This window comes from Actinomadura sp. NAK00032 (genome assembly GCF_013364275.1).
GTDB lineage: Bacteria > Actinomycetota > Actinomycetes > Streptosporangiales > Streptosporangiaceae > Spirillospora.
Map to the genome: position 1 here is coordinate 6,905,228 of NZ_CP054932.1, position 25,725 is coordinate 6,930,952.

Below are 25,725 nucleotides of genomic sequence, written 5' to 3' on the forward strand. Positions count from 1 at the left end.
GTCGGGGGCGCGCCAGCCGTACCCTGCGGAACCGGTTCCGTGCTCCCACGGCTTCGGTCCCCCGGTCAGGCGCTGACGGCATCCGCGCTCGCGGTGTCCCCGGGCTGCGGCCGCGCGTGGCCGCGGGCCGTCTCGGCGTCGTCGCCGGACGGCAGGCCGGTCTCCCGGTCGGGATCCAGGGGATCCGCGAGGCCACCGGTGTCCGCGTCGAGGGGCCCCTGCGCCAGCCTGGTCACCAGCGGTGGTGACGGCGGCGCGAGGTCGGCGACCTGGCGCAGTCCGGTGAGGATGTCGTCGGGTCGTACGGCCGGTGTGGAATGCCGAACAACCATTCGAAGTATGGCACAAGGGGCATCCGCCGCCTCCGCGGCGCGCCGGTCCAGCTCGCAGGCGGACACGGCGGCGCGCACGTCGAAACGGCGCCGTCCCTTCTTCGTGAGGCGTTCCACCTCGATGACCGGGGCGGCCATGAAGGCGGCCACGGCGGCCGCGGCGTCGCCCGCGGGCACGCCGTCCAGCCTGATCCGCCATTCGGACGCCTGGAGCCGATCGGCGAACGCGCCCGGCTTGACGGGTGCGTCGCCGCGGCCCGCCCGGACCGGCACGACATCGACGATGTCGAGCCCGGGGGGCAGGGCCGCGTCGAGATCGGCCCGGACCCGCGCAGGGTCGCGGGTCTCGGTGAGCCCGATTTCGAGGTATTCGGCCTCACTGGCCACCCCTGTCGCCGCCGCACCCGCGTACGAGATCTTCGGGTGGGGGGTGAATCCGCCGCTGTACGCGACAGGGATCCCGGCGCGCCTGACGGCGCGTTCCACGGCCCGGGAAATGTCGCGGTGGCTCGTGAACCGCAGCCTGCCCCGCTTGGCGTAGCGGACGCGCAGTCGCTGGGTCACGGGGGCCGGCGCCGGACCCTCCGGCATGGGTGCCAGGGTTCTGGTCCTTCCTACTCGGGTCGAGTCGAAAAACTAGGTCTCCCTATAGAGTACGGGTCCCCGAGCATCGTTCGGCCAAGCGCGGGTGCCGCAAGGCCCGGACCGCCGCTGCTCAGGGCGATCCCGCAACCGCTTCCGGACACCTGGACTCCCGCGCGGGTCGCCGCACGGGAGCTCAGACCACCGGGCCCTTCAGACCGCGCCCCCCCAGACCGCCGGGGCCCTCAGACCACGGAGAGCGGCAGCAGCTTCTTGCCGGTGGGGCCGATCTGGATCTCGGTGCCCATCGTGGGGCACACGCCGCAGTCGTAGCAGGGCGTCCAGCGGCAGTCCTCGACCTCGGTCTCGTCGACGGCGTCCTGCCAGTCCTGCCAGAGCCACTCGCGGTCGAGCCCGGCGTCGAGGTGGTCCCAGGGCAGGACCTCGACCTCGTCGCGCTCGCGGACGGTGTACCAGGCCAGGTCGACGGGCTCGCCGGCGAGGACCCGCTCGGCGCAGGACGTCCAGCGCTCGTAGGAGAAGTGCTCGCTCCAGCCGTCGAAGCGGCCGCCGTCCTCCCAGACGGCGCGGATGACCTTGCCGACCCGCCGGTCGCCGCGCGACAGCAGGCCCTCGACGATGGACGGCTGCCCGTCGTGGTAGCGCAGGCCGATGGCGCGGCCGTACTCCTTGTCGCCGCGCAGGGCGTCCTTGAGGGCGTGCAGGCGCCGGTCGACGGTCTCGTGGTCGCACTGCGCGGCCCACTGGAACGGCGTGTGCGGCTTGGGCACGAAACCGCCGATGGACACGGTGCAGCGGATGTCCTTGCGGCCGGTGGCCTCCCGCCCGGCCTGGATGACGCGCTTGGCCATGCCGGCGATCGCGAGGACGTCCTCGTCCTCCTCGGTGGGGAGACCGCACATGAAGTACAGCTTCACCTGCCGCCAGCCGTTCTCGTAGGCGGTGCTGACGGTGCGGATCAGGTCGTCCTCGGTGACCATCTTGTTGATCACCTTGCGCATCCGCTCGGAGCCGCCCTCCGGCGCGAACGTCAGGCCGGAGCGCCGGCCGCCGCGGGAGAACTCGTTGGCGAGCGTGATGTTGAAGGCGTCCACCCGGGTGGACGGCAGCGACAGCGAGGTGTTGGTGCCCTGGTAGCGGTCGGCGAGGCCCTTGGCGACGTCGCCGATCTCGCTGTGGTCGGCGCTGGACAGGCTGAGCAGCCCGACCTCCTGGAAGCCGGACTCCCGCAGGCCCTGCTCCACCATGTTGCCGATCGTGGTGATCGACCGCTCCCGCACCGGGCGGGTGATCATCCCGGCCTGGCAGAACCGGCAGCCGCGGGTGCAGCCGCGGAAGATCTCCACGCTGAACCGCTCGTGCACGGTCTCGGCGAGCGGGACGAGCGGCTTCTTCGGGTAGGGCCACTGGTCGAGGTCCATGACGGTGTGCTTCTCGATCCGCCACGGGACGCCCGGCCGGTTCGGCGCGACCCGCTGGATGCGGCCGTCGGGCAGGTAGGTCACGTCGTAGAAGCGGGGCACGTACACGCCGCCGGTCGCGGCGAGCCGCATGAGCAGCTCGTCCCGCCCGCCGGGCGCGCCCTCGGTCTTCCACTCGCGGATGATCTCGGTGATGCCGAGCGCGATCTCCTCGCCGTCGCCGAGCACGGCGGCGTCGACGAAGTCGGCGATCGGCTCGGGGTTGAACGCCGCGTGCCCGCCCGCGATCACGATCGGGTGGCCGTCGGCGCGGTCGGCGGCCTCCAGCGGGACGCCGGCGAGGTCGAGCGCCGTGAGCAGGTTGGTGTAGCCGAGCTCGGTGGAGAACGACACGCCGAGCACGTCGAACGCGGCGACCGGGCGGTGCGCGTCCACCGTGAACTGCGGGATGCCGTGCTCGCGCATGACGGCCTCCATGTCGGGCCAGACCGAGTAGGTCCGCTCCGCGAGCACGCCGTCGCGCTCGTTCAGGATCTCGTAGAGGATCTGGACGCCCTGGTTCGGCTGCCCGACCTCGTAGGCGTCGGGGTACATCAGCGCCCAGCGGACGTCCGCCTCGTCCCAGTCCTTGAGCTGGGAGTTCAGCTCGCCGCCAACGTACTGAATCGGCTTCTGCACGCTCGGGAGCAGCGGCTCCAGGCGCGGGAAGAGCGACTCGACCGGCATGACGGAATCCTCCGTGCTGGGGACGTGGGGATGAGCGTCCAGCCTACGCGGTGGCGGCCGGCTAATCGAACGCGCGGCGGCGCACGTGGACCGCCTGCAGCAGCCCGAAGGCGATCATGTTGGCGAAGGTGGCGGAGCCGCCGTAGGACACGAACGGCAGCGGCAGCCCGGTGATCGGCATGATCCCGATCGTCATCCCGATGTTCTCGAACGCCTGGAACCCGAGCCAGCACACGACGCCGGTCGCCACGAGCGTGCCGAACAGGTCGGCGGCCTGGGTGGCGATGCGCAGCCCGCGCCACAGCACCACGCCGAGCAGCGCGACGATGATCGCGGCGCCGACGAAGCCGAGCTCCTCCCCCGCGACCGTGAAGATGAAGTCGGTCTGCTGCTCGGGGACGAAGTGGCCGCCGGTCTGCTCGCCGTGGAACAGGCCCTTGCCGAACACGCCGCCCGACCCGATCGCGATCCGGGCCTGCTGGGCGTTGTAGCCGGCGCCGCGCGGGTCGGCCTCGGGGTTCAGGAAGGCGGTGAACCGGTCGATCTGGTAGTCCTCCAGCAGCCCGAAGAAGAACACGGCGACGGCCGCGGCGAGCCCGCCGCCGACGAGCCCGAACAGCCAGCGCTTCTGCGCCCCGGAGATCGCCAGCATGCCGAGCACGACCGCGATGAACACCAGCGTGGTGCCGAGGTCCGGCTGGAGCATGATCAGCACCCCGGGCACCCCGGCGAGGACGAGCGCGAGCAGCACGTCCCGGCGGCCCGGGCCGATCTCGCCGTCCCGCGGCTCGCCGAGGATCATCGCGAGCAGCACCACGAGCCCGACCTTCGCGAACTCCGACGGCTGCACCTGGAACCCGCCGCCGAGCACGATCCACGAGTGCGACCCGTTGATCGTCGAGCCGAGCGGGGTCAGCACGACGAGCAGCCCGACGCACGCCACCCCGTACAGGATGGGGACGTAGGCGCGCAGGAGCCGGTAGTCCAGGACGGTGACGACGCCGCCGAGCACGAACCCGATGAGCAGGTTCAGCACGTGCCGCTTGAGGAAGCTCTCGGGGTCCTTGCCCTGCTCGGTGAGCAGGTGGAACGTCGCCGAGCGCACCAGCAGCGCGCCCACCAGCGACAGCGCGAGCACGGCGACGAACAGCGGCCAGTCGAGCCGGCGCAGCCCGGCCACGCGGGCCTGCCACGTCCGCCGCGCCGCGTACGCCTCGACGCTCCCGACGCCGGAACCGGTGATCACGGGGCGGCTCCCGAGCCCGGCGTCTTCGGCAGCTCGGACGGGAGCTTGCCGTCCTTGAGCAGCGGCTTCCTGTCCTTCGTCCCGTACATGGCCTCCCAGATCTCCCGGACGGCCGGGGCGGACGTCGAGGCGCCGAAGCCACCCTGCGAGACCATCGCGACGACCGCGAAGCGCGGGTCCTTCACCGGGCCGAACGAGGCGAACCAGGAGGAGTCCTGCTTGCCGTAGACCTCCGCGGTACCGGTCTTGCCGCCCACGTCGACGCGCTTGAAGTCGAACCCGTTGAACGCGCCCGCCGCGGTGCCCTCCTTGGTCACGTCGCCGAGCGCCGCGCGGATGTACTTCAGCACCTTGGTGTCGACCGGCAGCCTCTCCGGCTCCGGGGCCTCGATCCGGCGGACGACCGTGCCGTCCGGCCGCACGACCGCGACCCCGAGCCGCGGCACCACCAGCTTGCCGCCGTTGGCGACCGCCGCGTACGCGCGGACCAGTTGCAGCGGCGTCACCAGGACGTTGCCCTGGCCGACCGAGAAGTTCGCCGCGTCACCGGGGCGCCACACGTATCCCTCGGTGCAGTTCTCCGTCGCGACCGCCTTGAGGTAGGCGGCGCGCGCCGGGTCGGTCTTCGCGACCTGGGGGTAGCCCTCCTTGGCGCCCTTGCAGTTGGCGGCCTTGGTGGCCTCCCAGTAGTCCTTCTTCCACTTGCGGTCCGGGATGCGGCCGCTGCTCTCGCTGGGCAGGTCGATGCCGGTCCTGGTCCCGAAGCCGTACTCGCGGGCCATGTCCACCATCGAGTCGGTGACGTTCTTCTTCGGGTGCATGCCGCCGTCGCGCTGCCACTCCAGGTAGGCGAACCGGTAGAAGATCGTGTCGCACGACTTCACCAGCGCGGTGTGCAGCGTCATCGGGCCGTACCCGGTGCCTCCGGCGTTGGTGAACGGGCGGTTGCCGACGTTGTAGGAGCCGGGGCACGGGTAGATGCCCTTCAGGCTGGCCCCCTCCTTCACGGCGGCGGCCACCGAGGAGATCTTGAACGTGGAGCCGGGCGCGAACTGCCCCTGGGTGACCCGGGAGATCAGCGGCTCGCCGTTCTTCTTGCCGAGCAGCGCGTCGTACTTCTCCTGCGAGATGCCGCCGGTCCAGATCGACGGGTCGTAGGTCGGGTAGCTGGCCATCGCGACCATCCGGCCGGTGCGGACGTCCATCACGACCGCGGCGCCGGCGTCGGCCGGGTGGCCGCCCTTGCGCGCGTTGTCGATCGCGTGCTTGAGCGCCTTCTCGGCCGCGCCCTGCACCCCGGCGTCGATGCTGGTGACGAGGTTGTTGCCGGCCACCGCCGGCTGCTCCTCGGCGAGGCCGGTGACGCGCCCCTGGCTGTCGACGAGGACCCGGCGGTACCCGGGCTCGCCGCGCAGCACCGCGTCGTACTGCGCCTCCAGCCCGGCGCGCCCGACGAGGTCGACGCCGCTGTACCCGGTGACCTTCAGGCCCTTGCGCTTGTCCAGCTCCTCCTGCGTGACGGGCTGGAGGTAGCCGAGGACCTGCGCGGCGCTCGCCCCGTCCGGCTCCGGGTACTCGCGGACGGCCTGGATCTGCGCGGTGACGCCGGGGAAGTCCTCCTGCCGCTCCATGATCTGGAGGGCGCGCTTGGGGTCGACGTGGTCCTCGACGGGGATCGGCTGGTACGGGGAGCCGGGCCAGCACGGCCGCTTGACGTTCGGCGCGCACAGCCGGATCCGCTTGGACATCTCGTCGTAGCTGGTGCCGAGGACGGCGGCGAGCCGCTTCAGGACGGCCTCGCCGCCGTCCTCCTGCCGCGACAGCGTGGTGCGGTTGACCGACACGACGAGCGCGCTGCGGTTGCGGACGAGCGGCTTGCCCCGGTCGTCCATGATCACGCCGCGGACGGCGGGGACGACGATGTCGCGGGTGCGGTTCTGGGCGGCGATGCCCTGGTAGTGCTCGCCTTCCAGCACCTGGAGCGTCCACATGCGTCCGACCAGGACGAGCAGCAGCGCGCCGACGAGCACGTACAGGACGACGAGGCGGAAGTGGGTCCTGGGGTTCACAGGGCCCCGCCCCGCCCGGACATCGCGCGGTACCGGGCGGCGGGCACGGCGAGGCCGTCGCCGCGCGACCGCTCGCCGCTCTCGTAGCGCCGGGTGGCGCGCAGCACCGCCCAGACGACGAACGGACTGGCGATGATGTCGTACAGGACCTGCAGCGGCACCATCCGCGACACGGTCCCCCACTCGGCGCGCGGGTCGCCGAGGATCATCCCGGTGGCCGCGTACAGCACGGTCCCGGCGAGGGCGCCCGCGGCGACGGCGAAGAACGGGACGACGGACTGGCGGTCCATCTCGGCGGACGCGACGCCGCACAGGTAGCCGATGAGGCAGTAGACGAGCGCGTAGCGGCCGATGGTGTGGTCGGCGGGCGGGATGATGTCGGCGGCGAGGCCGGCCAGGAACCCGGTGACCATGCCGGTCATCGACCCGGCGACGAGCGCCAGCGCCACGACGGCCAGCAGCACCAGGTCGGGCTGCACGCCGCCGGGCAGCGGCAGCCGGTTCGCCACCGACACCTGCAGGATCAGCGTCACGGCGATCACCACCGCGGCCACCGCGCTGCGGCCGGCCGGCGACGCCTCGGGTGGGTTCAGCAACGTTCAGTCCCCCGCGCTCGGTTCTGTGGACGGGCTCGCGGAGCCGCTCGGCCGCGCGTCGCCGCTCTCGCGCGCCTTGGGGCTCTTGGTCGCCTTCGGGCTCTTGCTGGGGGCAGGGGTGGCCGGCGGTTTCGGCTTGGGCGGGAGCACGGCGTCCCGCGGGTCGGTCTTCGGCGGGGCGACCACGACGGCGACGACGTCCAGGCTGGTGAACTTCACGAACGGCCGGACGTAGGCGGTGCGGGTCAGCCCGCTGGTGGACTTCTCGATGCGGGCGACCTCGCCGATCGGGACGCCGGGCACGTACGGGCGCTGGCCCTGCGACCCGAGCGTCACGATCCGCTGGCCGACGTGGATCGGCGCGGCGGCGTCCAGCAGTTGGAAGCGCAGCGGCGTGGCGCCGCCTCCGCCGAGGCCGCGGCGGCCCCGGCCCTGGGTGATGCCGATCTCCTTGGACGCCTCCAGCCGGGAGCCGATGGAGGAGGTCTGGTCGGTGGCGAGCAGCACGGTCGAGGTCGCGGGCCCGACCCGGGTGACGCGGCCGACGAGCCCGGCGGCGCTGATCACGGTCATGTCGGGCTTGATGCCGCTGCGGCCGCCGACGTCGATGGTGACGGTGTCCTCGAAGCCCTGCCCGGCGGAGATCACCTGCGCGGCGTGGATCGTGTAGCCGCCCATCCCGGCGGTGCCGAGCAGCTTCTGCAGCTGCGCGGACCGCTCCTTGTCGAGCTTGGCGGAGCGCAGCTGCTCGCGCAGCCGCTGGTTCTGCCGCGCCAGCTCGTCGGCGCGGTGCCGCTCGCCGGGCGCGTCGGTGATCGTGTCGAAGGTGTCGCCCACCGGGCGGACGACGGCCGCGGACGCGCGCTCGACCGGGCCGAACACGCTCGCGCCCAGGTCGCGCAGCCCGCGCAGCGGCGAATGCGCGCCGCCGCGGTAGTCCACGGTGATCATCGTGAGCGCCACGACGAGCAGCCCGCCGAGCACCATGCGGGTGCGCCGGGTGTCCTTCACGCACCGACCTCCGGTTTCCTCAGTCCCCCGGGTGCACTGCCTGTGGCGGGCGGACCCGTCCTACGGCGGGCGGACCCGTCCGATCAATGCCGCGGCTCCGGCACGAGGACCTGGCGGAGCGACTCGAAGTCCTCCACGCACTTGCCGGTGCCGAGCACCACCGAGTCGAGCGGGTTGTCCACCAGGTGGATGGGCATCCCGGTCTCCTCGCGGAGCCGCTCGTCGAGGTTCTTCAGCAGCGCGCCGCCGCCGGTGAGCGCGATCCCGCGGTCCATGATGTCGCCCGACAGCTCGGGCGGGCACTTGTCCAGCGTGGTCTTCACCGCGTCCACCACGGCGTTGACCGGTTCCTCGATCGCCCGCCGCACCTCTTCGGCGGAGATCACGACGGTCTTCGGCAGCCCGCTCACGAGGTCGCGGCCCCGGATCTCGGCGTGCGGCTCCTCGTCGCCGCCGGGATAGGCCGAGCCGATGGCCATCTTGATCTCCTCGGCGGTCCGTTCCCCGAGCATCAGCGAGTATTCCTTCTTGGAGAAGGAGATCACCGCCTGGTCGAGTTCGTCGCCGCCGACGCGGACGGACTGGCTGGTGACGATGCCGCCGAGCGAGATGATCGCGACCTCGGTGGTGCCGCCCCCTATGTCGACGACCATGTTGCCGGTCGGCTCGTAGACGGGCAGCCCGGCGCCGATCGCGGCGGCCATCGGCTCCTCGATGATGTACACGCGGCGGGCGCCGGCCTGGTAGCCGGCCTCCTTCACCGCGCGCTGCTCCACGCCGGTGATCCCGCTCGGCACGGCCACCACGATCCGCGGCTTGGCGAAGTGCCGACGCTTGTGGACCTTCTGGATGAAGTAGCGCAGCATGCGCTCGGTGACGTCGAAGTCGGCGATGACGCCGTCCTTCAGCGGGCGGACGGCCACGATGTTGCCGGGCGTGCGGCCGATCATCCGCTTCGCCTCGATGCCCACCGCGACGATCTTTCCGGTGTTGGTATTGATCGCCACCACGGAGGGTTCGTTCAGGACGATGCCACGCCCGCGCACGTACACCAGTGTGTTGGCGGTACCAAGATCGACGGCCATGTCCCGGCCAAGAAACGACAGCTTGTTACCCATGAAGAAAGGGAGCCCTTCATGATTGACGGGCGTGTATAGCGGCGCGTCCATCGTAACGTGCGCCCCCGTCCGCGGGCAGTCACCCCGCCGCCGCGCGTCGCGGAAAAAACGCGTCCTGACCAGCTCGGTTTTCGCTAAAGAAGACGCGGGCCGGAAGATCCGGCCCGCGCTCGAACGGCGCCCTCGCGGGCGCGTGTCACCCGAGTTCGGGGAAGAAGAGCTTGATCTCCCGCTCGGCGGAGTAGGTGGAGTCGGAGCCGTGCACGATGTTCGCGCCGATCTCCAGGGCGAAGTCGCCGCGGATGGTGCCGGGGGTGGCGCTGACCGGGTCGGTGGCGCCGGCCAGCGAGCGGAACGCCTCGATCGCGCGGTGGCCTTCGACGACCATGGCGACGAGCGGGCCGCCGGTGATGAACTCGACCAGCTCGCCGAAGAACGGCTTGCTCGCGTGCTCCTCATAGTGGGACTCGGCGGTCTCTCGGGCGAGGGTGCGCAGTTCCAGCGCGACGAGCTTCAGGCCCTTGCGCTCGATCCGGGAGATGACCTCGCCGACGACCCCGCGGCGGACGCCGTCGGGCTTGACCAGGACGAGAGTGCGCTCGGACACGAGTGGTTCTCCTTGCGGAATTTTCGGTTTCGGTAAGCGCGCGAATACTACCCGGCTCGCGGGCCGGAAGCGGCATTACGGCGGCGCGCCGTCAGCGCGGCGGTGGCGGCGGCGAGCAGCACGGCCGCCATTCCGGCGGCGATGAGCCAGTCGTGGTAGCCGGCCAGCAGGGCGCGGACCTGCCCGGCGCCCGTCGCCGGGCGCGCCCGGTCCAGCCGCGACGCCTGCAGGGACAGGACGCAGAGCTGCCCGGCGAGCGCGGCGGGGAAGCACAGCGACAGGCCGAACAGCGCCGCGCCGGGCGCAGCGCCGCGCAGCGAGGCGGCGAGGGCCAGCCCGGCGCCGGCGCCGAGCGGGAGCAGCGGGGCCAGCAGCGCCCACTGGCCGCCGGGCCCCGCGCCCGCGCCGGCGGCGACGCCGAGCGGCAGCGCCAGGATGAGCAGCAGGAACCCGGCGGGCACCGCGCCGCGGGCGGGCGCGCGGGTCGCGGCGAGCGCGCCCGCCAGGGCCGCGGCGGCTCCCGCGGCGAACGGGAGCACCGGCACGCCGTCGCCGCGGGTGTGGGCGGCGGCGATGCCGGCCAGCGGCGCGGCGACCGGGTAGCCGAGCAGGCCGACGGCGATCATGGCGATCGCGCAGCCGTGCGGGCTGCCCGCCGGGGCGCGGCGCCCGGCGGCGGCCGCGAGGCCGAGGAGGGCGGGCACGGCGAGGCCCGCGAGCACGACCCGCGCGCCGGGCGACCATTCGCGGGCGGCGGCGACGGCGAGGAACCCGAAACCGGCCGCCGGGGCCAGCGGCAGCAGGAGCAGGCTGCGCTCGCCGTAGCCGCCGGCGGGGAGGGCCCATGGGACGCGGCCGCGCAGGAGGGGGCGCAGCAGTGCGGCGCTCACGGCGACGAGCGCGAACCAGGGGAAGGGTGCGAGGGCGGTGCGCCAGGCTTCGCCTGCGGCCGGGCCGGGGGCGGTCACCAGCGCGAGCGGCATGGCCAGGACGAGCATGCCCGCGAGGACGCCCGCCCAGGTGGCGGTGAGGCGACGGTCGCGGTGCTCCCAGACGAGCACGAGCGAGGCGGGCAGGACGATGCCGGCGCCGGCACCCTGGACCGTCCGGGCCAGGCCGATCAGCGGCAGGGACGGGGCCGCGCGGGCGGCGCCGAGACCGGCCAGCAGCAGGGCCAGGCCGGTCGCGAGGACGGCCCAGGCGGGGAACCGGCGGGCGGCCGCGGCGGCGGGCGGCACGGCCAGCAGCAGCGCGGGCAGCGAGAGCCCGGTGACGTGCAGCAGCCGGGAGGCGCCCGCGTCGCCGAGGCCGAGGTCGCCCATCGCGGCGGGCAGGACGCCCGCGGTCGCGTCGGGCACGGTCAGCACGGCGGCGGGCAGCGCGGTGCCGGTCAGCAGCAGCGCGCCGAGCCCCGCGAGACGGCGGCGCGCCGCGCGCTCGCCGGGGTGCTCCGCCGGCGGGCGCGGGGCGGGAGGCGGGTGTGTCGCGTCGCCGGACACGGGGTCGCTGGACACCGGGTCGCCGGACGCTGCGCTGCCGGACACGGCCTGCTCCTTCGGAGGTCGTCATCCGCCGCGGCGCGCATTTCCACAAAGGGAAGGATGTCCAAATTGGGACGATAAATAGAATTCGCGGTATTCGGCGGGATGAGTGGCTGCCGTCCCCGCAGAACTTAGCGCGGCTGCGCGTTCGCCGCCTTGCGTCCCAGCCAAATGGCCGTCCACCAGAGTGCCCCGAAAACGACACCGAGGAAGAACATGACCGGCACCATGAACCCGGTCGCGATGAGCAGCACCTGCAGCACGGTGCCCGCCGGGATCGCCCACGGGCGGCGCAGCAGCCCGGCCATCACCAGGCAGGCGAGCGCGAGGGTCCCGCAGACGCCGCCGGCGAGCGCGCCGTCCACGTCCAGCACCGCCACGGCCACCGGGATCGCCAGCGCGATCACGATCGCCTCGCAGGCCAGCACGGTGGCGAAGAGCCGGCGCGCCGGGTTGTCCGCGACCTGGGTGCTCATGAGCGTCCCTCCGCCACGCGCAGCAGTGTGCGGGCGTCGCCCGCGGTGACCACCGACCCGGTGATCAGCACCCCGGCGCCCCGGTACTCGCCGGTCTCCTCGGCGATGCCGATCGCCCGGTCGATCGCGTCGTCCAGCCGCTCGGCGACATGGACGCGCTCGGGGCCGAAGATGCCCTCGGCGAGCTCGGCCAGCTCCTCGGGCGGCATCGAGCGGGGCGAGGAGTTGCGGGTCACCACCAGCTCGGTCAGCACGGGTTCGAGCTGGTCGAGCACGCCCGCGACGTCCTTGTCGGCGGAGATCGCGAGCACCCCGGCGAGCCGGGTGAAGCCGAACGACTCGGTGACCGTCTGGACGGTCGCCGCCATCCCGGCCGGGTTGTGCGCGGCGTCCAGCAGGACGGTCGGGCCCGTCCGCGCGACCTCCAGCCGGCCCGGCGAGGCCGACTGGGCGAAGCCGCCGCGCACCAGCGCCGGGTCGAGCTGGCCCTCCTCGCCGCCGAGGTAGGGCTCGCCGGCCGCGATGCGGGTCGCGGCCTCCAGGTTGGCCTCGCCCCGGGTCGGCGCGCCGCCCGCGAACGCCTCCACGGCGGCCAGGGCCGTCGCGGCGTTGCCCGCCTGGTGCTCGCCGAACAGCGGCAGGAAGATCTCGTCGTAGACGCCGTGCAGGCCCTGGAGCCGGAGCTGCTGGCCGCCGACCGCGACGTCGCGGCTCAGCACCCCGTACTCGATGCCCTCGCGCGCGGCGGTCGCGCCGATCTCCGCGACCCGGCGCAGCAGCACCTCGGCCGCCTCGACCGGCTGCTGCGCCAGCACCGCGACCGCGCCCGGCTTGATGATCCCGGCCTTCTCGCCGGCGATCTCCTCCAGGGTGTCGCCGAGGTAGCGGGTGTGGTCGAGCCCGATCGGGGTGATCACGGCGACCACGCCGTCCGCGACGTTCGTGGCGTCCCAGGCGCCGCCCATGCCGGTCTCGACCACGGCGACGTCGACCGGCGCGTCCGCGAACGCGGCGAACGCCATCGCGGTCAGCACCTCGAAGAACGACAGCCGGGACGCGTGCTTGCCGTCGACCAGCTCGACATAGGGCAGGACGTCGTCGAAGGCCGCGACGAACCGCTCCTCGCTGATCGGCTCCCCGTCGATCGCGATGCGCTCGCGCAGCGTGGTCAGCTCGGGGCTGGTGTAGAGGCCGGTGCGCAGCCCGCGCTCGCGGAGCAGCGACTCGACGAGCCGGGCGGTGCTGGTCTTGCCGTTCGTCCCGGCGATGTGGATCACCGGGTACGCGCGGTGCGGCTCCCCCAGGACGTCGACCAGATCGCGGACGCGGTCCAGGGTGGGGTCGATCTCCCACTCGACCCCGCGCGCCATGATCGCGGCGACGGTCGCCCGGTAGCCGGCCGGTTCGGTTCGCTCACTCACGGTCTGAGCCTACTCGGCGGCGCGCGACGCTCCGTCCGGGCCCACACTGGAGGTGTGGACGTGTTCTTCCGGGAATGGGAGCGCCGCGCTCCGGGCGAGACCCGCGACGTCGGGCGGGCCCGCGCCCTCGCCGGCGCCCTGGGCGTCCTGGGCCCGGCCGCGCCCGTCCTGGCGGTCGTCGGCTCCAAGGGGAAGGGCACGGCGGCGACTTATGCGTCGGCCTTTCTCGCCGCCGCCGGCTTTCGCGTGTGCACCGTCACGAGCCCCGGCCTGCGCACCAATCGCGACCGGATCCGGATTAACGGACGCGCCGTTTCCAGCGGGGAACTGGCCATTCTCGCGGACGCCCTCGACACGGCCATCGGCGCGCTCCCGCCGCCCTCGGACGGGTACCTCTCGCCGTCCGGGCTCTTCCTCCTCGCCGGCGTCCTGCACGCGCGCCGGGCGGGCGCGGACGCGCTCGTCCTGGAGGCCGGCATGGGCGGGCGGTCGGACGAGGTCGCCCTGTTCCCGCCGGACGTCGCCGCGATCACGCCGGTCTTCCTGGAGCACGCCGGCGTCCTCGGGGACACCGAGGCCGAGATCGCCCGGGAGAAGCTCGGTGTGGCGGCGCCGGGGACGATCGTCCTGTCGGCGCCGCAGTCCGCGCAGGTCGCCGAGGTGCTGCGGGGCGTGGAGGTCGTCGGACCCGGCGACGCGGGGCTGCCCGGCGAACTGCTGCCCGCCGGGCTCGGCGTCGCCGCCGCCGAACTCGGCGTCGCCGCCGCCCGCCGCCTGCCGGGCGCGGCCGAGCCCCCCGCCGCGCGGCTCCGCGAGGTGCTGGCGTCGGTCGTCCTGCCCGGCCGGGCGTCCCGGCACGCGGTGCCGGGGTCAGCCACGGAGGTGCTCGTCGACGCCGCCATCGACGGCGCCGGGATCTCCGCCGCGCTGGCCGCCGCGCGGAACGCCTGGGGGACGGTCGACCACGCCGTCGTCTGCCTCCCCGACCACAAGGACCTCGACGGCGCCGTCGCCGCGCTGGGCGACCTGCCCGTGACGTTCGTCCGGCTGCCGCTGCCGCACCTGCGCTTCACCCGCCCGCTGCCGGACCACTGGGACGTCGTCGACTCCGGCGCGATCACGCCGGAGTCGCTGGCGACGCTCGGGCACCGCGTCGCCGTCCTCGGCACTGGCTACTTCACCGGGCACGTCCTGGACGTGCTCGGCGCCGACACCGAGCGGCTCTTCGTCACTTCGGCCTCTCGACGTCCTTCCTGATGCGCCGCATCACGTCGGTCATCAGCGGGAACTGCGGGTGCACCGTCGCGCGGTTCGCCGCGACGATGCCGTAGGAGTCCCTGGTCGCCCACGCGCAGTACGTGTGGGTCTCGGCCAAGACGGCGAACGTGCCGCAGAACGCCTTCGCGCCCTTGCCGCCCGGCGCGGTGTCCTGGCCCTGGATGAACGTGGTGGGGCGCGCCTTGCGCAGGAACGCCGCCGGGTCGCCGACCGCGCCCGTCCCGCCCATGAACAGGACGTTCAGCTTCCGCACCGGCTCCGCGGTGTAGACGGCGGTGCCCTGCTTCGCGGCCGGGACGCCGCCCGCCTCGACGGCGCCCGCGATGAACGGGTACGCCGCGCTCGCCTTCGGCGCCGTCAGCGCGTCCCTGTGCAGCCCGCCGGCCGCAGCGCCCGCCGTGATCACCTTCGTGGACGCGGGGAGCGCCGCCGTGGGCGTGTCCTGGGCGTCGCCGCCGCCCGTCCGGAACGCCAGCGCCCCGGCCATCAGCGCGACCGCCGCGACCGCGGCGGCGCCGCCGACGAGCAGCAGCCGGGGGACGCGCCGCCGCCGCGCGGGCGCCGGTGCGGCGGGCAGGGGCGGCAGCGGGCCCGTGCCGTCCCTGACCACCGGGTGACCGCCGGTGCCGACGACGGGATGCCCGCCGGTGCCCACCGCGGGGTGGCCACCGGTGCCGACCACGCGCTGCCCGCCGGTGCCGACGCGCGGGAACGCGCCCGAGCCGCCCACCATCGGGTGCCCGCCCGTGCCGCCCAGCGACGGCAGCGGGCCCGTCCCGCCGGATTCGGCCGACCACCACGGGCGCTTCCCGCCCCAGGGCGCCGCCTCGGCGCCCCCCTGCGCGGCTCCGCCCGCGCCCGTCTCATCACCGGACAAGTAGTCCGGAATGCCGGAATGAGGGGGTGATTCCGCCATTACACTCCCGAGATTCACGTACCGCCTAAAGCCCGCAGGCCCACCCGGATCGTAACGGCGGCGGGCCCGCCGCGCCGACGGTTCGCGGGGTCGCGTCCGTTCGCTTCCGTGGCCGGCGCGTCAGCCCGCGGGCAGCGCCGCCAGCTGCGACTCCAGCCGGGCGATGTCGGCCCCCGCCTGGGCGAGCCGGTCCCGGTTCTTGGCGACGACGGCCTCGGGCGCCTTCGCCATGAACGCCTCGTTGCCGAGCTTGCGCTCGGCCTGCTCGACCTCCTTGCGGGCGGCGGCGAGGTCCTTCTCCAGGCGCTTGCGCTCGGCGGCCACGTCGATCGCGCCGGCGGTGTCGAGCCGTACCGTGACGCCCTCGGCGGGCAGCGACGCGGTCGCGGCGAACCCGTCGCCCGGCGCGGTGAGGCGCAGCAGCGCGCGGACGCCCTCCTCGTGCGCGGCCAGCGGCGACCCGTCCCACTCCAGCGCCGCCGCGACCCGCTGGCCCGGCTTCAGGCCCTGGTCGGAGCGGAACCGGCGGACCTCCGTGACGAGCCGCTGCAGCGACTCGATCTCGGCCTCGGCGGCCTTGTCGGCGCGGGCGGGCTCGGCGGCCGGCCACGGCGCGGTGACGATCGTGCCACCGCCGGTCAGGGACGTCCACAGCTCCTCGGTCACGAACGGGATGACCGGGTGCAGCAGCCGCAGCAGCTTGTCGAGGACCTCGCCGAGGACGCGCCGCGTCGCCTCGGCCCGCTCGTCGGCGAGCTGCACCTTGGCCAGCTCGACGTACCAGTCGCAGACCTCGTCCCACGCGAAGTGGTAGAGCGCCTCGCACGCCTTCGCGAAGTCGTAGGACTCCAGGTGCTCGTCGACCTCGGCGATGACCGTCTGGAGGCGCGAGAGGATCCACGCGTCGACGGTCGTCACCTCGGCGGGCATGTCGCCGCGGACGTGCGCGCCGTTGATGAGCGCGAACCGCGTCGCGTTCCACAGCTTGTTGCAGAAGTTGCGCGAGCCCTGCGCCCACTGCTCGGCCACCGGGACGTCGCCGCCCGGGTTCGCGCCGCGCAGCAGGGTGAAGCGGGTCGCGTCGGCGCCGTAGGCGTCCACCCAGTCGAGCGGGTCGATGACGTTCCCGAACGACTTGGACATCTTCTTGCCGTGCTGGTCGCGGACCATCCCGTGCAGGGCGATGGTGTGGAACGGCTGGACGCCGTCCATCGCGTACAGGCCGAACATCATCATGCGGGCGACCCAGAAGAACAGGATGTCGTAGCCCGTCACCAGCACGGATGTCGGGTAGAACCGCTCCAGCTCGGGCGTCTTGTCCGGCCAGCCGAGCGTGGAGAACGGCCACAGCGCGGAGGAGAACCAGGTGTCGAGGACGTCGCCGTCCTGCGTCCAGCCGGCGGGCGGCTCCTCGTCCGGGCCCGGGCACGCGACCTCGCCGTCCGGCCCGTACCAGACGGGGATGCGGTGCCCCCACCACAGCTGCCGGCTGATGCACCAGTCGTGCATGTTGTCGACCCACTCGAAGTAGCGGGACGCCATCTCCGGCGGGTGGATCGCCACGCGGCCGTCGCGGACGGCGTCGCCGGCGGCCCGCGCCAGCGACTCCACCTTCACGAACCACTGCAGCGACACGCGCGGCTCGACGACCGTCGCGCAGCGCTGGCAGTGCCCGACCGAGTGCTTGTAGGGGCGGACCTCCTCGACGATCCGGCCCTGCTCGCGCAGCGCCGCGACGACCGCCGGGCGCGCCTCGAACCGGTCGAGGCCCTCGAACGGGCCGGGCGCGGTGACGACGCCGCGCTCGTCCATCACCGACATCGACGGCAGGTCGTGGCGGCGGCCGATCTCGAAGTCGTTCGGGTCGTGCGCCGGGGTCACCTTGACCGCGCCCGTCCCGAACTCGGGGTCGACGTGCGCGTCGGCGACGACCGGGATGCGGCGGCCGGTCAGCGGCAGCTCGATCTCGCGCCCGACCATGTGCGCGTAGCGCTCGTCGTCCGGGTGGACGGCCACGGCGGTGTCGCCGAGCATCGTCTCCGCCCGGGTGGTCGCGACGACCAGCTCGTCGGCGCCGGAGCCGTACCGGATCGAGACCAGCTCGCCGTCGACCTCCTCGTGCTCGACCTCGATGTCGGACAGGGCGGTCAGGCAGCGCGGGCACCAGTTGATGATGCGCTCGGCGCGGTAGATCAGGCCGTCGTCGAACAGCCGCTTGAAGATCGTCCGGACGGCGCGGGCGCGGTCGTCGTCCATCGTGAACGCCTCGCGCGTCCAGTCGACGCTGTCGCCGAGCCGGCGCATCTGGCCGAGGATGCGGCCGCCGGACTCGGCCTTCCACCGCCAGACCCGGTCGACGAACGCCTCGCGGCCGAGGTCGTGCCGCGACAGGCCCTCCTTGGCCAGCTCGCGCTCCACCACGTTCTGGGTGGCGATGCCGGCGTGGTCCATGCCCGGCACCCACACCGCCTCGTGACCCTGCATGCGGCGCCGCCGGACGAGGGTGTCCTGGATGGAGTGGTCGAGGGCGTGCCCCATGTGCAGCGAACCGGTGACGTTCGGCGGCGGGATCACGATCGAGTACGCGGGACGCTCCGGCGCCCGCCCGGGATCGGCGGTGAACAGCCCCGCCGATACCCACCGCTCGTAGAGCCGGCCCTCGACATCGGCCGGTCGGTACTGGGTGGGCAGGTCGACGTCCGCGGCGGCCCCCTGGCCGCGCTCACTGCTGGGCTGTGTCACGGCTGACGATTCTACGGGGACGCAAGGGGTGAGGCGCCCCGGGGACGGGCACCGGTGCGCGACAATCGGCACCGGCGAGCACCCCGCCGAGCCGCCTCGCCGTTCCGGCTCCTGGAAAGGACTCAAGTTGAGCGGTTGGAACCCCCCTCCCCCGCCCGGCGGCACCCCTCACGGCCGGCCCGCGCCGCACCAGCCTCCGCCCGCGCACGGCGGCGCGGTCCCGCCCGGCGGGCCCGTCCCCCCGCCTCCCGGCACCCCGGCGCCTCCGGCCGCCCCCGCCCGACCGGGCGCCCCGGTCCCGCCCGGCGGAGCACTCCCCCCAGGCGGCGGCATTCCCCCCGGCAGGGGCATTCCCCCCGGCGGCGGCATTCCACCCGGCGGGGGCGTTCCCCCTGGCGGCGGTATTCCGCCAGGCGGGGGCGTTCCGCCCGGTGGGCCGGTCGGGCCCGGTGGGCCCTTTCCGCCCGGTGGGCGGATGGGTGGGCCCGTGCCGCCCGGCGGGCCCTTTCCGGGGGCGCCCTATGGGCCGCCGCGCCGCAAGGGCGGCGGGAAGGCGCTCGCCATCCTGATCGGGGCCGCGGCCCTGGTCGTGCTGCTGGGCGTGGGCGGGTACGCGATCTACTTCGTGCGCACCTCGCACACGCTGTCCACCCCGGCCGTCGCGGACGGGCTGAGCCGTGACTACCCGGCCGAATCGGGCACCCGGAAAGCCGTCGACAAGCTGACCGATATCATCTACGCCGCCGGCACCGACTGGAAGGTCCGCAGCACCGTGAGCGCGGTCTACGGCAACGGCGGCGAGAAGTACCTGTTCGTCGGCGTCAACGGCGACCACAAGCTGAAGGACCCCGAGATCGCCGTGAACGGCGCCTTCTCGGCGGAGTTCCGGGACTCGGGCGGCACCACCTACCGCGTCAGCACCTTCAAGAGCCAGGACGCCGGCGGCGACGGCGTCGCGCTGGGGACGAACGTGTACGCCCAGACGCAGGGGCCGACGGGCACCACCAGCTCGACGACCTTCTTCGCCTCGTGGTCGACGCGGACCACGTTCGCGATCATCACCCGCATCGCCATCGACGACGAGCACGACCGGCACAAGGACGTCCAGGACACGATGCGCGACATCCGCGCGGACGTGGAGGACTGAGCCGCCCCCGCGCCGCCGGCTGAGAGCGTTTTCCCGCCGAGGTCGGGACACAGGTCACCTGACACCGGGTCGCCCCGCCCGAAAAGGTGGTGGCCTGAGGTCCGCGACACCGGGCGGAGAGAGAGGGACGGGATGCGAGCGGTACTGGCACGCGCCGCCGTGCTGGCCGGCGCGTTCACAGCGGGGGCCGTGGCGGCACGTGCCGCGACCATCCCTCACCTCCGCCGGCTCACCGCGGACCTGCAGCGCTCCCGGGAGCGGATCCTCGCCAGCCGGGAGGAGGAGCGGCGGCGGCTGCGGCACGACCTGCACGACGGGCTCGGGCCGACCCTCGCCAGCCTCGCCATGTCGCTGGACGCCGCCCGCATCACGCTCGCCTGCGAGCCGGAGCGGGCCGACCCGCTGCTCGCCGACGTCCGGGACCGGCTGGCCAGCGCCGTCGGCGAGATCCGCGACCTCGCGCACGGGCTGCGGCCGCCCGCGCTGGACGACCTCGGCCTCGTCGCCGCCATCGAGTCGTTCGCGGACGGCTGCTGCGAGCGGGTCGACGTCCGGTTCGACGGCGAGCCCGCCGGGCTGCCCGCCGCGGTGGAGGTGGCCGCGTACCGCATCGCGCAGGAGGCGCTGACGAACGTCCGGCTGCACGCGCCGGCGAGCTGCGCGTCCGTCCGGCTGAAGCGGGACGCCGACCTGCGGCTGGTGGTGGCCGACAGCGGCCCCGGCCTGCCCGACGCCGCGCGCGGCGGCGGACCGCGGCCCGCCCGGGGCCTGGCCGCGATGCGGGAGTGGGCCGCCGAGGTCGGCGGCAGCTGCGAGATCACCTCCCGCAGCGGCGGCGGCACCCTCGTCGCGGTCCGGCTGCCGCTCGGCGCCGCGGAGAGCGCCGCCGGGTATCATCAACGTCCCTCGGTCGGGAGAAAGCGGGCGTAGATGTCGGAGACCATCCGGGTCCTCATCACCGACGACCACCCGGTGTTCCGGCAGGGCCTGAAGGGCCTCCTGCAGGCGCTGGGCGTCGAGGTCGTCGGCGAGGCCGAGAACGGGCCGGAGGCCGTGCGGATGGCGGCCGAGCTGCAACCGGACGTCGTCGTGATGGACCTGCACATGCCCGGCGGCAACGGCATCGAGGCCACCCGCACCATCACCCGCACGAGCCCGCGCATCGGCGTCCTGGTGCTCACCATGTTCCGCGACGACGACTCGGTGTTCGCGGCGATGCGCGCCGGCGCCCGCGGCTACCTGCTGAAGGAGTCGGGCGCCGAGGAGATCGCGCGCGCCGTCCGGGCGGTCGCGGCGGGCGAGGCCATCTACGGCCCGGAGATCGCGCGCCGCGTGCTCACCTACTTCACCGACATGCCCGACCCGCGGCAGGCCGCGTTCCCGGAGCTGACCGAGCGGGAGCGGGAGGTCCTCGAACTGATCGCGCAGGCCCGCAGCAACGCCGAGATCGCCGCGACGCTCTTCCTCAGCCAGAAGACCGTCCGCAACCACGTCTCGAACATCTTCATGAAGCTGCACGTCGCCGACCGCGCCCAGGCCATCGTCCTGGCCCGCGAGGCCGGGCTCGGCGAGTCCACCCCGCGCTGACCCCGCGCCCCCGCCGGCGGGCCGGGGCGCCTTCATGCCGTGAGACGCGGCCGTCGGGCTGCTTTCCCGGCGTGCGCGCGTCCCGTTCCGGGCCGTCCGCCCCCCTGGAAAGCGGAACGGCCCCCGGCCGGTGGCCGGGGGCGTTCCGGGTGTCTCTCGCTCGTCCTACGCGCTCTTCTCGCGCGGCTCGCGCTTGGGGCGGTCGCGCGGGACGAGGGTCGGGTTGACGTGCTCCAGCACGGCCTCCCGGGTGATCACGACGCGCGCGACGTCCTGGCGGCTCGGGACCTCGTACATCACGGAGAGGAGGACCTCCTCCATGATGGCGCGCAGGCCGCGGGCGCCGGTGCCGCGCAGGATGGCCTGGTCGGCGATCGCCTCCAGGGCGTCGTCGGTGAACTCCAGGTCGACCCCGTCGAGCTCGAAGAGGCGGTGGTACTGGCGGACCAGCGCGTTCTTCGGCTCGGTGAGGATGTTGATCAGGGCCTCGCGGTCCAGGTTGTGCACGGAGGTGATCACCGGGAGCCGGCCGATGAACTCGGGGATCATCCCGAACTTCAGCAGGTCCTCCGGCATCACGTCGCCGAGCACGGCCGACGACTCCTCGAAGTCGGACTTGGAGCGGATCTGCGCGCCGAAGCCCATGCCCTGCTTGCCGACCCGGGACTCGACGATCTTCTCCAGCCCGGCGAAGGCGCCACCGCAGATGAACAGCACGTTCGTGGTGTCGATCTGGATGAACTCCTGGTGCGGGTGCTTGCGGCCGCCCTGCGGCGGGACGCTCGCGGTGGTGCCCTCCAGGATCTTCAGCAGCGCCTGCTGGACGCCCTCACCCGAGACGTCCCGCGTGATCGACGGGTTCTCGCTCTTGCGCGCGACCTTGTCGACCTCGTCGATGTAGATGATCCCGGTCTCGGCCTTCTTCACGTCGTAGTCGGCCGCCTGGATCAGTTTGAGGAGGATGTTCTCGACGTCCTCCCCGACGTATCCGGCCTCCGTCAGCGCCGTGGCGTCCGCGATCGCGAACGGGACGTTGAGGAGTTTGGCGAGCGTCTGCGCGAGTAGCGTCTTGCCGGATCCGGTGGGGCCGAGCAGCAGGATGTTCGACTTGCCGATCTCGACCGGGTCGTCCCTGCCGGTGTCGCCCGACTGGATCCGCTTGTAGTGGTTGTAGACGGCGACGGAGAGCGCCTTCTTCGCCGTCTCCTGCCCGATCACGTAGGAGTCGAGGAACTCGTAGATCTCCCGCGGCTTGGGCAGGTTGTCCCACTTGAGGTCGGAGGTCTCGGAGAGCTCCTCCTCGATGATCTCGTTGCAGAGATCGATGCACTCGTCGCAGATGTACACGCCCGGACCCGCGATGAGCTTCTTGACCTGCTTCTGGCTCTTCCCGCAGAACGAGCACTTGAGCAGGTCACCACCGTCGCCGATGCGTGCCACCCAACTGTCTCCTTTTCGTGGGGCCGCCCGCCTTGGAGGATGCGGCGCAGCTCGGTTGCGTCCCGAAGGCTCTCGACGTTGGACTCGACGTTACCGCCTCCGATGGACTTGGAAAGCCCCTCGCCCGGAAGTGTGGCGCCCGGGCTCGGGGACTCTCCCGTCCGTGTGCCGTCTCAGGACGACACTACCTCGGCTTTCCGCTTCCTGCTGGCGAAGACGTCGTCGATGAGGCCGTAGTCCTTGGCCTCGTCCGCCGTCAGGATCTTGTCGCGCTCGATGTCGCGGCGCACTTCCTCGATGCTCCGGCCGCTGTGCTCGGCCAGGATGCTCTCCAGCAGCTCGCGGATCCGCATGATCTCGCGGGCCTGGATCTCGATGTCGCTGGACTGCCCGTAGGTGCCCTCGGTCGCGGGCTGGTGGATCAGTATCCGCGAGTTGGGCAGCGCGGCCCGCTTGCCGGGCGTGCCGGCCGCGAGCAGCACCGCGGCGGCGGAGGCGGCCTGCCCGATGCAGACCGTCTGGATGTCCGGCTTGACGAACTGCATCGTGTCGTAGATCGCCGTCATGGCGGTGAACGACCCGCCCGGCGAGTTGATGTAGATGCTGATGTCGCGGTCCGGGTCGATGGACTCCAGCGTGATCAGCTGGGCCATCACGTCGTTCGCGGACGCGTCGTCGATCTGCACGCCGAGGAAGATGATGCGCTCCTCGAACAGCTTGTTGTACGGGTTCATCTCCTTGACCCCGTACGTGGTGCGCTCGACGAACGACGGAATGATGTAGCGGTTGTCGACCGGCATCGGGCCGGCGCCCGGCCGGACGATATCGGCGAAACCGGGACGGTACAGGTCGCTCATAGGGGCCTCCGATCAGTGGTCAGGTCGTCAGGAGACGGGGCCCTCGGAGGGCACCTGGTTGGCGCTGAGCACCACGTGGTCGACGAACCCGTAGTCCTTGGCCTCGTCGGCGGTGAACCAGCGGTCGCGGTCGGAGTCGCGCTCGATCTGGTCGAGCGCCTGACCCGTGTGCTCGGCGATCTTCTCGGCGAGCGTCTTCTTCACGTAGAGCATCTGCTCGGCCTGGATCTTGATGTCGGAGGCCGTGCCGCCGATGCCGCCCGACGGCTGGTGCATCATGATCCGGGCGTGCGGCAGGGCGTAGCGCTTGCCTTGGGTGCCCGCGCACAGCAGGAACTGCCCCATCGACGCGGCGAGGCCCATGCCCACCGTGACGATGTCGTTCGGGACGTACTGCATGATGTCGTAGATCGCCATTCCCGCGGTGACGGAGCCACCTGGCGAGTTGATGTAGAGCGTGATGTCGCGGCGCCCGTCCTGGGCGGACAGCAGCAGGAGCTGGCCGCAGATGCGGTTGGCGATGTCGTCGTCGACCTGCTGGCCGAGGAAGACGATCCGCTCGCGCAGCAGCCACTGGAACAGCTGGTCGCCGAGAGGCAGCTGGGGCGCCTCGGCGACCCGCGCCTGGATCCGCGACGACTCGTCGAAAGTCGGAGGCATGCTCACCGGGTGTTCCTCCGGTCCTTTTCAATCGGTTCGGATGCTTGGACATTAACGCGCCACCGGGCCCGCTTAAGCCCGGGGGGCCGCCTTTTCGCCAGGGGCGTACCCGCGTGCGGCCGGATGTCCCGCGCGTTCCGGACGATCTTCGCCAACGCGGCGCCCCGGCCCGGCCGGAACGGGACACGCCCCGCACCCGGTGGTCGGGTGCGGGGCGTGTCCGCGGCGCGCCGGGGACGTCCCGGAGGCGTGCGGCCTCCCCCGTGGCGGGGCGAAGCCGTCAGAAGCCTCAGGCGTCCTTGTCCTTGGCGTCCTTCTCGTCCTGAGCCTCGGCGGCCGGGGCCTCCTCAGCGGCGGCCTCAGCGGTCTGCGCGGGGGCCTCGTCGGCGGCGTCCGCGGCGGGGGCGTCCTCGCCCTCCTCCTCGGCCTGGACGGTCTCGCCCGTCTCGCCGTTCAGCTCGCGCTGCACGGCCTCGACGTCGATCTCGTTGCCCGACTCGTCCTTGACGGTGACGTGCTCGACGACGAGGTTCAGCGCCTTGCTGCGCAGCACCTCGGAGACGATCGCCGGGAGCTGGTTGTTCTGCGTCAGGTACTCGGCGAGCTGCTGGGGCTGCACGCCCATCTGCATCGCCTGCGTGACGACGTACTCGCTCAGCTCCTCGTTCTCGACGCCCAGCTCCTCCTGGACGGCGAGCTGGTCGAGGACGAACCCGCCCTTGACCGCGAGGCGGGCGGCGTCGGCGACCTCGGTGTCGAACTCCTCGGCGGACTTCTCCTCGTCCTTGAGGTAGTCCTCCTTGGTCATGCCGGCCATCTGGAGCTGCTGCTCCAGCTGCTGGTTGCGGCGGCCGATCTCCTCCTCCACCACCTTCTCGGGCAGCGGGATGTCGACCTTCTCCAGCAGCGCCTCGAGGGCCTTGTCGCGCGCCTCGGACAGCTGCTGCAGCTTCACCTGCCGGCCGAGCCGGGCGCGGACGTCGCCGCGCAGCTCCTCGATGGTGTCGAACTCGCTGGCGAGCTGGGCGAACTCGTCGTCCAGGTCGGGCAGGTTCTTGACCTTGACGCTCTGCACCGTGACGGTGATCTCGGCCTCGTCGCCGGCGTGCTCGCCGCCGACCAGGGTGCCGGTGAACGTCTTGTCCTCGCCGGCGGCCAGGCCGGTCAGCGCCTCGTCCAGCCCCTCGATGGCGGAGTTGCTGCCGACCTCGTAGGAGTAGCCGGTGGTGGAGGCGTCCTCGATCTCCTCGCCGTCAATCCGGGCGACCAGGTCGATGGAGGCGAAGTCGCCCTCCTCGGCGGCGCGCTCGGCATTGGTGAGCGAGGCGAACCGCTCGCGCAGGTTGCCGAGCGTCTCCTCGACCTGCTCGTCGGTGACCTCGGCGTCGTCCACCACGACCTCGAGGCCGTCGTAGTCGGGCACCTCGAACTTCGGCCGGATGTCGACCTCGGCGGTGAACGCGAACTGGGCGCCGTCGTCCAGCTCGGTCACCTCGACGTCGGGCTGGCCGAGCACGAAGATCTCGGTCTCCTCGACGGCGCGGCCGTACAGCTCCGGAAGGGCGTCGTTGACGGCCTCCTGCAGGACCGCACCCCGGCCGACGTACTTGTCGATCAGCGGGGCGGGGACCTTGCCGGGCCGGAAGCCCTTGATCCGCACCTGCTGCGAGATCTCCTTGTACGCCTTGTCGAGGTTCGGCTTGAGCTCGTCGAACGGAACCTCGACGGTGAGCTTGACCCGGGTGGGGGTCAGCTCCTCGACATCGGTCTTCACTGGGGTTGGTCTCCTTGATCGGGCGCTGTCTCGGCCGCGGCGTTCGACGCGTGCTCAACTCGAGGGGCGCGGGCACGCCGAGAGCCGGCTCCGCGCCTTCGCGCGCTCAAGTGTATGGGGTCACGGCGCCGGCTGCGGACATCGGACGCCCGCAACG

General features: G+C 72.8%; 21 protein-coding genes. 4 read left to right on the forward strand and 17 right to left on the reverse strand.

The window, feature by feature from the left end:
- Positions 1–65: 65 nt before the first annotated feature.
- The 11 genes from HUT06_RS31525 to HUT06_RS31575 all read right to left on the reverse strand — a co-directional run bounded on the left by HUT06_RS31525 (position 66) and on the right by HUT06_RS31575 (position 13,116).
- Positions 66–923 carry a TIGR03936 family radical SAM-associated protein gene (locus tag HUT06_RS31525; RefSeq protein ID WP_176199023.1) on the reverse strand — a complete coding sequence of 286 codons (858 nt, stop codon included), beginning with the start codon at positions 921–923 and terminating at the stop codon, positions 66–68.
- Positions 924–1,159: 236 nt separating this feature from the next.
- Positions 1,160–3,082, reverse strand: coding sequence for a TIGR03960 family B12-binding radical SAM protein (locus HUT06_RS31530; protein ID WP_176199024.1), 1,923 nt, complete (start codon positions 3,080–3,082; stop codon positions 1,160–1,162).
- A gap of 61 nt (positions 3,083–3,143) precedes the next feature.
- Positions 3,144–4,328 carry a rod shape-determining protein RodA gene (rodA, locus tag HUT06_RS31535; RefSeq protein WP_176199025.1) on the reverse strand — a complete coding sequence of 395 codons (1,185 nt, stop codon included), beginning with the start codon at positions 4,326–4,328 and terminating at the stop codon, positions 3,144–3,146.
- Positions 4,325–6,397: a penicillin-binding protein 2 gene (gene mrdA / locus HUT06_RS31540; RefSeq protein ID WP_176199026.1), complete on the reverse strand. Its 2,073-nt coding sequence runs from the start codon at positions 6,395–6,397 to the stop codon at positions 4,325–4,327. The genes rodA and mrdA overlap by 4 nt, the downstream gene beginning before the upstream one ends.
- Positions 6,394–6,993: a rod shape-determining protein MreD gene (gene mreD / locus HUT06_RS31545; protein WP_138641146.1), complete on the reverse strand. Its 600-nt coding sequence runs from the start codon at positions 6,991–6,993 to the stop codon at positions 6,394–6,396. Before mreD ends, mrdA begins: the two co-directional genes overlap by 4 nt.
- A 3-nt stretch (positions 6,994–6,996) precedes the next feature.
- Positions 6,997–8,004, reverse strand: a complete 1,008-nt coding sequence (gene mreC / locus HUT06_RS31550) for a rod shape-determining protein MreC (RefSeq protein ID WP_176199027.1) — start codon at positions 8,002–8,004, stop codon at positions 6,997–6,999.
- A gap of 83 nt (positions 8,005–8,087) precedes the next feature.
- Positions 8,088–9,122 carry a rod shape-determining protein gene (locus HUT06_RS31555; RefSeq protein WP_067794123.1) on the reverse strand — a complete coding sequence of 345 codons (1,035 nt, stop codon included), beginning with the start codon at positions 9,120–9,122 and terminating at the stop codon, positions 8,088–8,090.
- 196 nt (positions 9,123–9,318) lie between these two features.
- Positions 9,319–9,729, reverse strand: a complete 411-nt coding sequence (gene ndk, locus HUT06_RS31560; RefSeq protein ID WP_176199028.1) for a nucleoside-diphosphate kinase — start codon at positions 9,727–9,729, stop codon at positions 9,319–9,321.
- 47 nt (positions 9,730–9,776) lie between these two features.
- Positions 9,777–11,273 carry a hypothetical protein gene (locus HUT06_RS31565; RefSeq protein ID WP_176199029.1) on the reverse strand — a complete coding sequence of 499 codons (1,497 nt, stop codon included), beginning with the start codon at positions 11,271–11,273 and terminating at the stop codon, positions 9,777–9,779.
- A 128-nt stretch (positions 11,274–11,401) separates the two neighbouring features.
- A complete protein-coding gene (locus HUT06_RS31570) occupies positions 11,402–11,746 on the reverse strand; it encodes a DUF4233 domain-containing protein (protein ID WP_176199030.1) in 345 nt (114 codons plus the stop codon).
- Complete coding sequence (locus HUT06_RS31575; protein ID WP_176201757.1) at positions 11,743–13,116, reverse strand: folylpolyglutamate synthase/dihydrofolate synthase family protein; 1,374 nt, start codon at positions 13,114–13,116, stop codon at positions 11,743–11,745. Before HUT06_RS31575 ends, HUT06_RS31570 begins: the two co-directional genes overlap by 4 nt.
- Positions 13,117–13,221: 105 nt before the next feature.
- On the opposite strand from HUT06_RS31575, the gene HUT06_RS31580 reads away from it, so the two are divergent.
- Positions 13,222–14,424 carry a hypothetical protein gene (locus HUT06_RS31580; RefSeq protein WP_176199031.1) on the forward strand — a complete coding sequence of 401 codons (1,203 nt, stop codon included), beginning with the start codon at positions 13,222–13,224 and terminating at the stop codon, positions 14,422–14,424.
- Here the strand turns inward: HUT06_RS31580 and HUT06_RS31585 are convergent.
- Positions 14,396–15,322 (reverse strand): hypothetical protein, encoded by a 927-nt coding sequence (locus HUT06_RS31585; protein ID WP_176199032.1) that lies wholly within the window; start codon positions 15,320–15,322, stop codon positions 14,396–14,398. The two genes, HUT06_RS31580 and HUT06_RS31585, sit on opposite strands and share 29 nt — an antisense overlap.
- Positions 15,323–15,481: 159 nt before the next feature.
- Positions 15,482–18,103, reverse strand: a complete 2,622-nt coding sequence (locus tag HUT06_RS31590; protein WP_176199033.1) for a valine--tRNA ligase — start codon at positions 18,101–18,103, stop codon at positions 15,482–15,484.
- Between the two features lie 475 nt (positions 18,104–18,578).
- Between HUT06_RS31590 and HUT06_RS31595 the strand changes: the two genes are divergently transcribed.
- From HUT06_RS31595 to HUT06_RS31605, 3 genes are all read left to right on the forward strand, one after another.
- Positions 18,579–19,250, forward strand: a complete 672-nt coding sequence (locus tag HUT06_RS31595; protein ID WP_176199034.1) for a hypothetical protein — start codon at positions 18,579–18,581, stop codon at positions 19,248–19,250.
- A 132-nt stretch (positions 19,251–19,382) separates the two neighbouring features.
- The gene (locus HUT06_RS31600) at positions 19,383–20,180 is read left to right on the forward strand and encodes a sensor histidine kinase (protein ID WP_176199035.1); all 798 of its coding nucleotides are present in this window, start codon (positions 19,383–19,385) and stop codon (positions 20,178–20,180) included.
- Positions 20,181–20,837 (forward strand): response regulator transcription factor, encoded by a 657-nt coding sequence (locus tag HUT06_RS31605; protein ID WP_176199036.1) that lies wholly within the window; start codon positions 20,181–20,183, stop codon positions 20,835–20,837.
- 165 nt (positions 20,838–21,002) lie between these two features.
- On the opposite strand, the gene clpX is transcribed toward HUT06_RS31605, so the two are convergent.
- From clpX to tig, 4 genes are all read right to left on the reverse strand, one after another.
- Entirely contained in the window at positions 21,003–22,277 is a 1,275-nt protein-coding gene (gene clpX, locus HUT06_RS31610) for an ATP-dependent Clp protease ATP-binding subunit ClpX (protein WP_089329243.1), read from the reverse strand.
- Positions 22,278–22,450: 173 nt separating this feature from the next.
- Positions 22,451–23,077 carry an ATP-dependent Clp protease proteolytic subunit gene (locus tag HUT06_RS31615; RefSeq protein ID WP_176201758.1) on the reverse strand — a complete coding sequence of 209 codons (627 nt, stop codon included), beginning with the start codon at positions 23,075–23,077 and terminating at the stop codon, positions 22,451–22,453.
- 84 nt (positions 23,078–23,161) lie between these two features.
- Complete coding sequence (locus HUT06_RS31620) at positions 23,162–23,794, reverse strand: ClpP family protease (RefSeq protein WP_176201759.1); 633 nt, start codon at positions 23,792–23,794, stop codon at positions 23,162–23,164.
- A 289-nt stretch (positions 23,795–24,083) separates the two neighbouring features.
- A complete protein-coding gene (gene tig / locus HUT06_RS31625; protein ID WP_176199037.1) occupies positions 24,084–25,568 on the reverse strand; it encodes a trigger factor in 1,485 nt (494 codons plus the stop codon).
- Positions 25,569–25,725 lie beyond the last annotated feature (157 nt).

Bases quoted from the DNA above. Each gene is read 5' to 3' on its own strand.
- HUT06_RS31525 (WP_176199023.1), bottom strand. From the start codon at position 923: ATGCCGGAGGGTCCGGCGCCGGCCCCCGTGACCCAGCGACTGCGCGTC.
- HUT06_RS31530 (WP_176199024.1), bottom strand. From the start codon at position 3,082: ATGCCGGTCGAGTCGCTCTTCCCGCGCCTGGAGCCGCTGCTCCCGAGC.
- HUT06_RS31555 (WP_067794123.1), bottom strand. From the start codon at position 9,122: ATGGGTAACAAGCTGTCGTTTCTTGGCCGGGACATGGCCGTCGATCTT.
- HUT06_RS31570 (WP_176199030.1), bottom strand. From the start codon at position 11,746: ATGAGCACCCAGGTCGCGGACAACCCGGCGCGCCGGCTCTTCGCCACC.
- HUT06_RS31575 (WP_176201757.1), bottom strand. From the start codon at position 13,116: ATGGCGCGCGGGGTCGAGTGGGAGATCGACCCCACCCTGGACCGCGTC.
- HUT06_RS31595 (WP_176199034.1), top strand. From the start codon at position 18,579: ATGGGTGGGCCCGTGCCGCCCGGCGGGCCCTTTCCGGGGGCGCCCTAT.
- HUT06_RS31600 (WP_176199035.1), top strand. From the start codon at position 19,383: ATGCGAGCGGTACTGGCACGCGCCGCCGTGCTGGCCGGCGCGTTCACA.
- HUT06_RS31605 (WP_176199036.1), top strand. From the start codon at position 20,181: ATGTCGGAGACCATCCGGGTCCTCATCACCGACGACCACCCGGTGTTC.
- HUT06_RS31615 (WP_176201758.1), bottom strand. From the start codon at position 23,077: ATGCCGGTCGACAACCGCTACATCATTCCGTCGTTCGTCGAGCGCACC.
- HUT06_RS31620 (WP_176201759.1), bottom strand. From the start codon at position 23,794: ATGCCTCCGACTTTCGACGAGTCGTCGCGGATCCAGGCGCGGGTCGCC.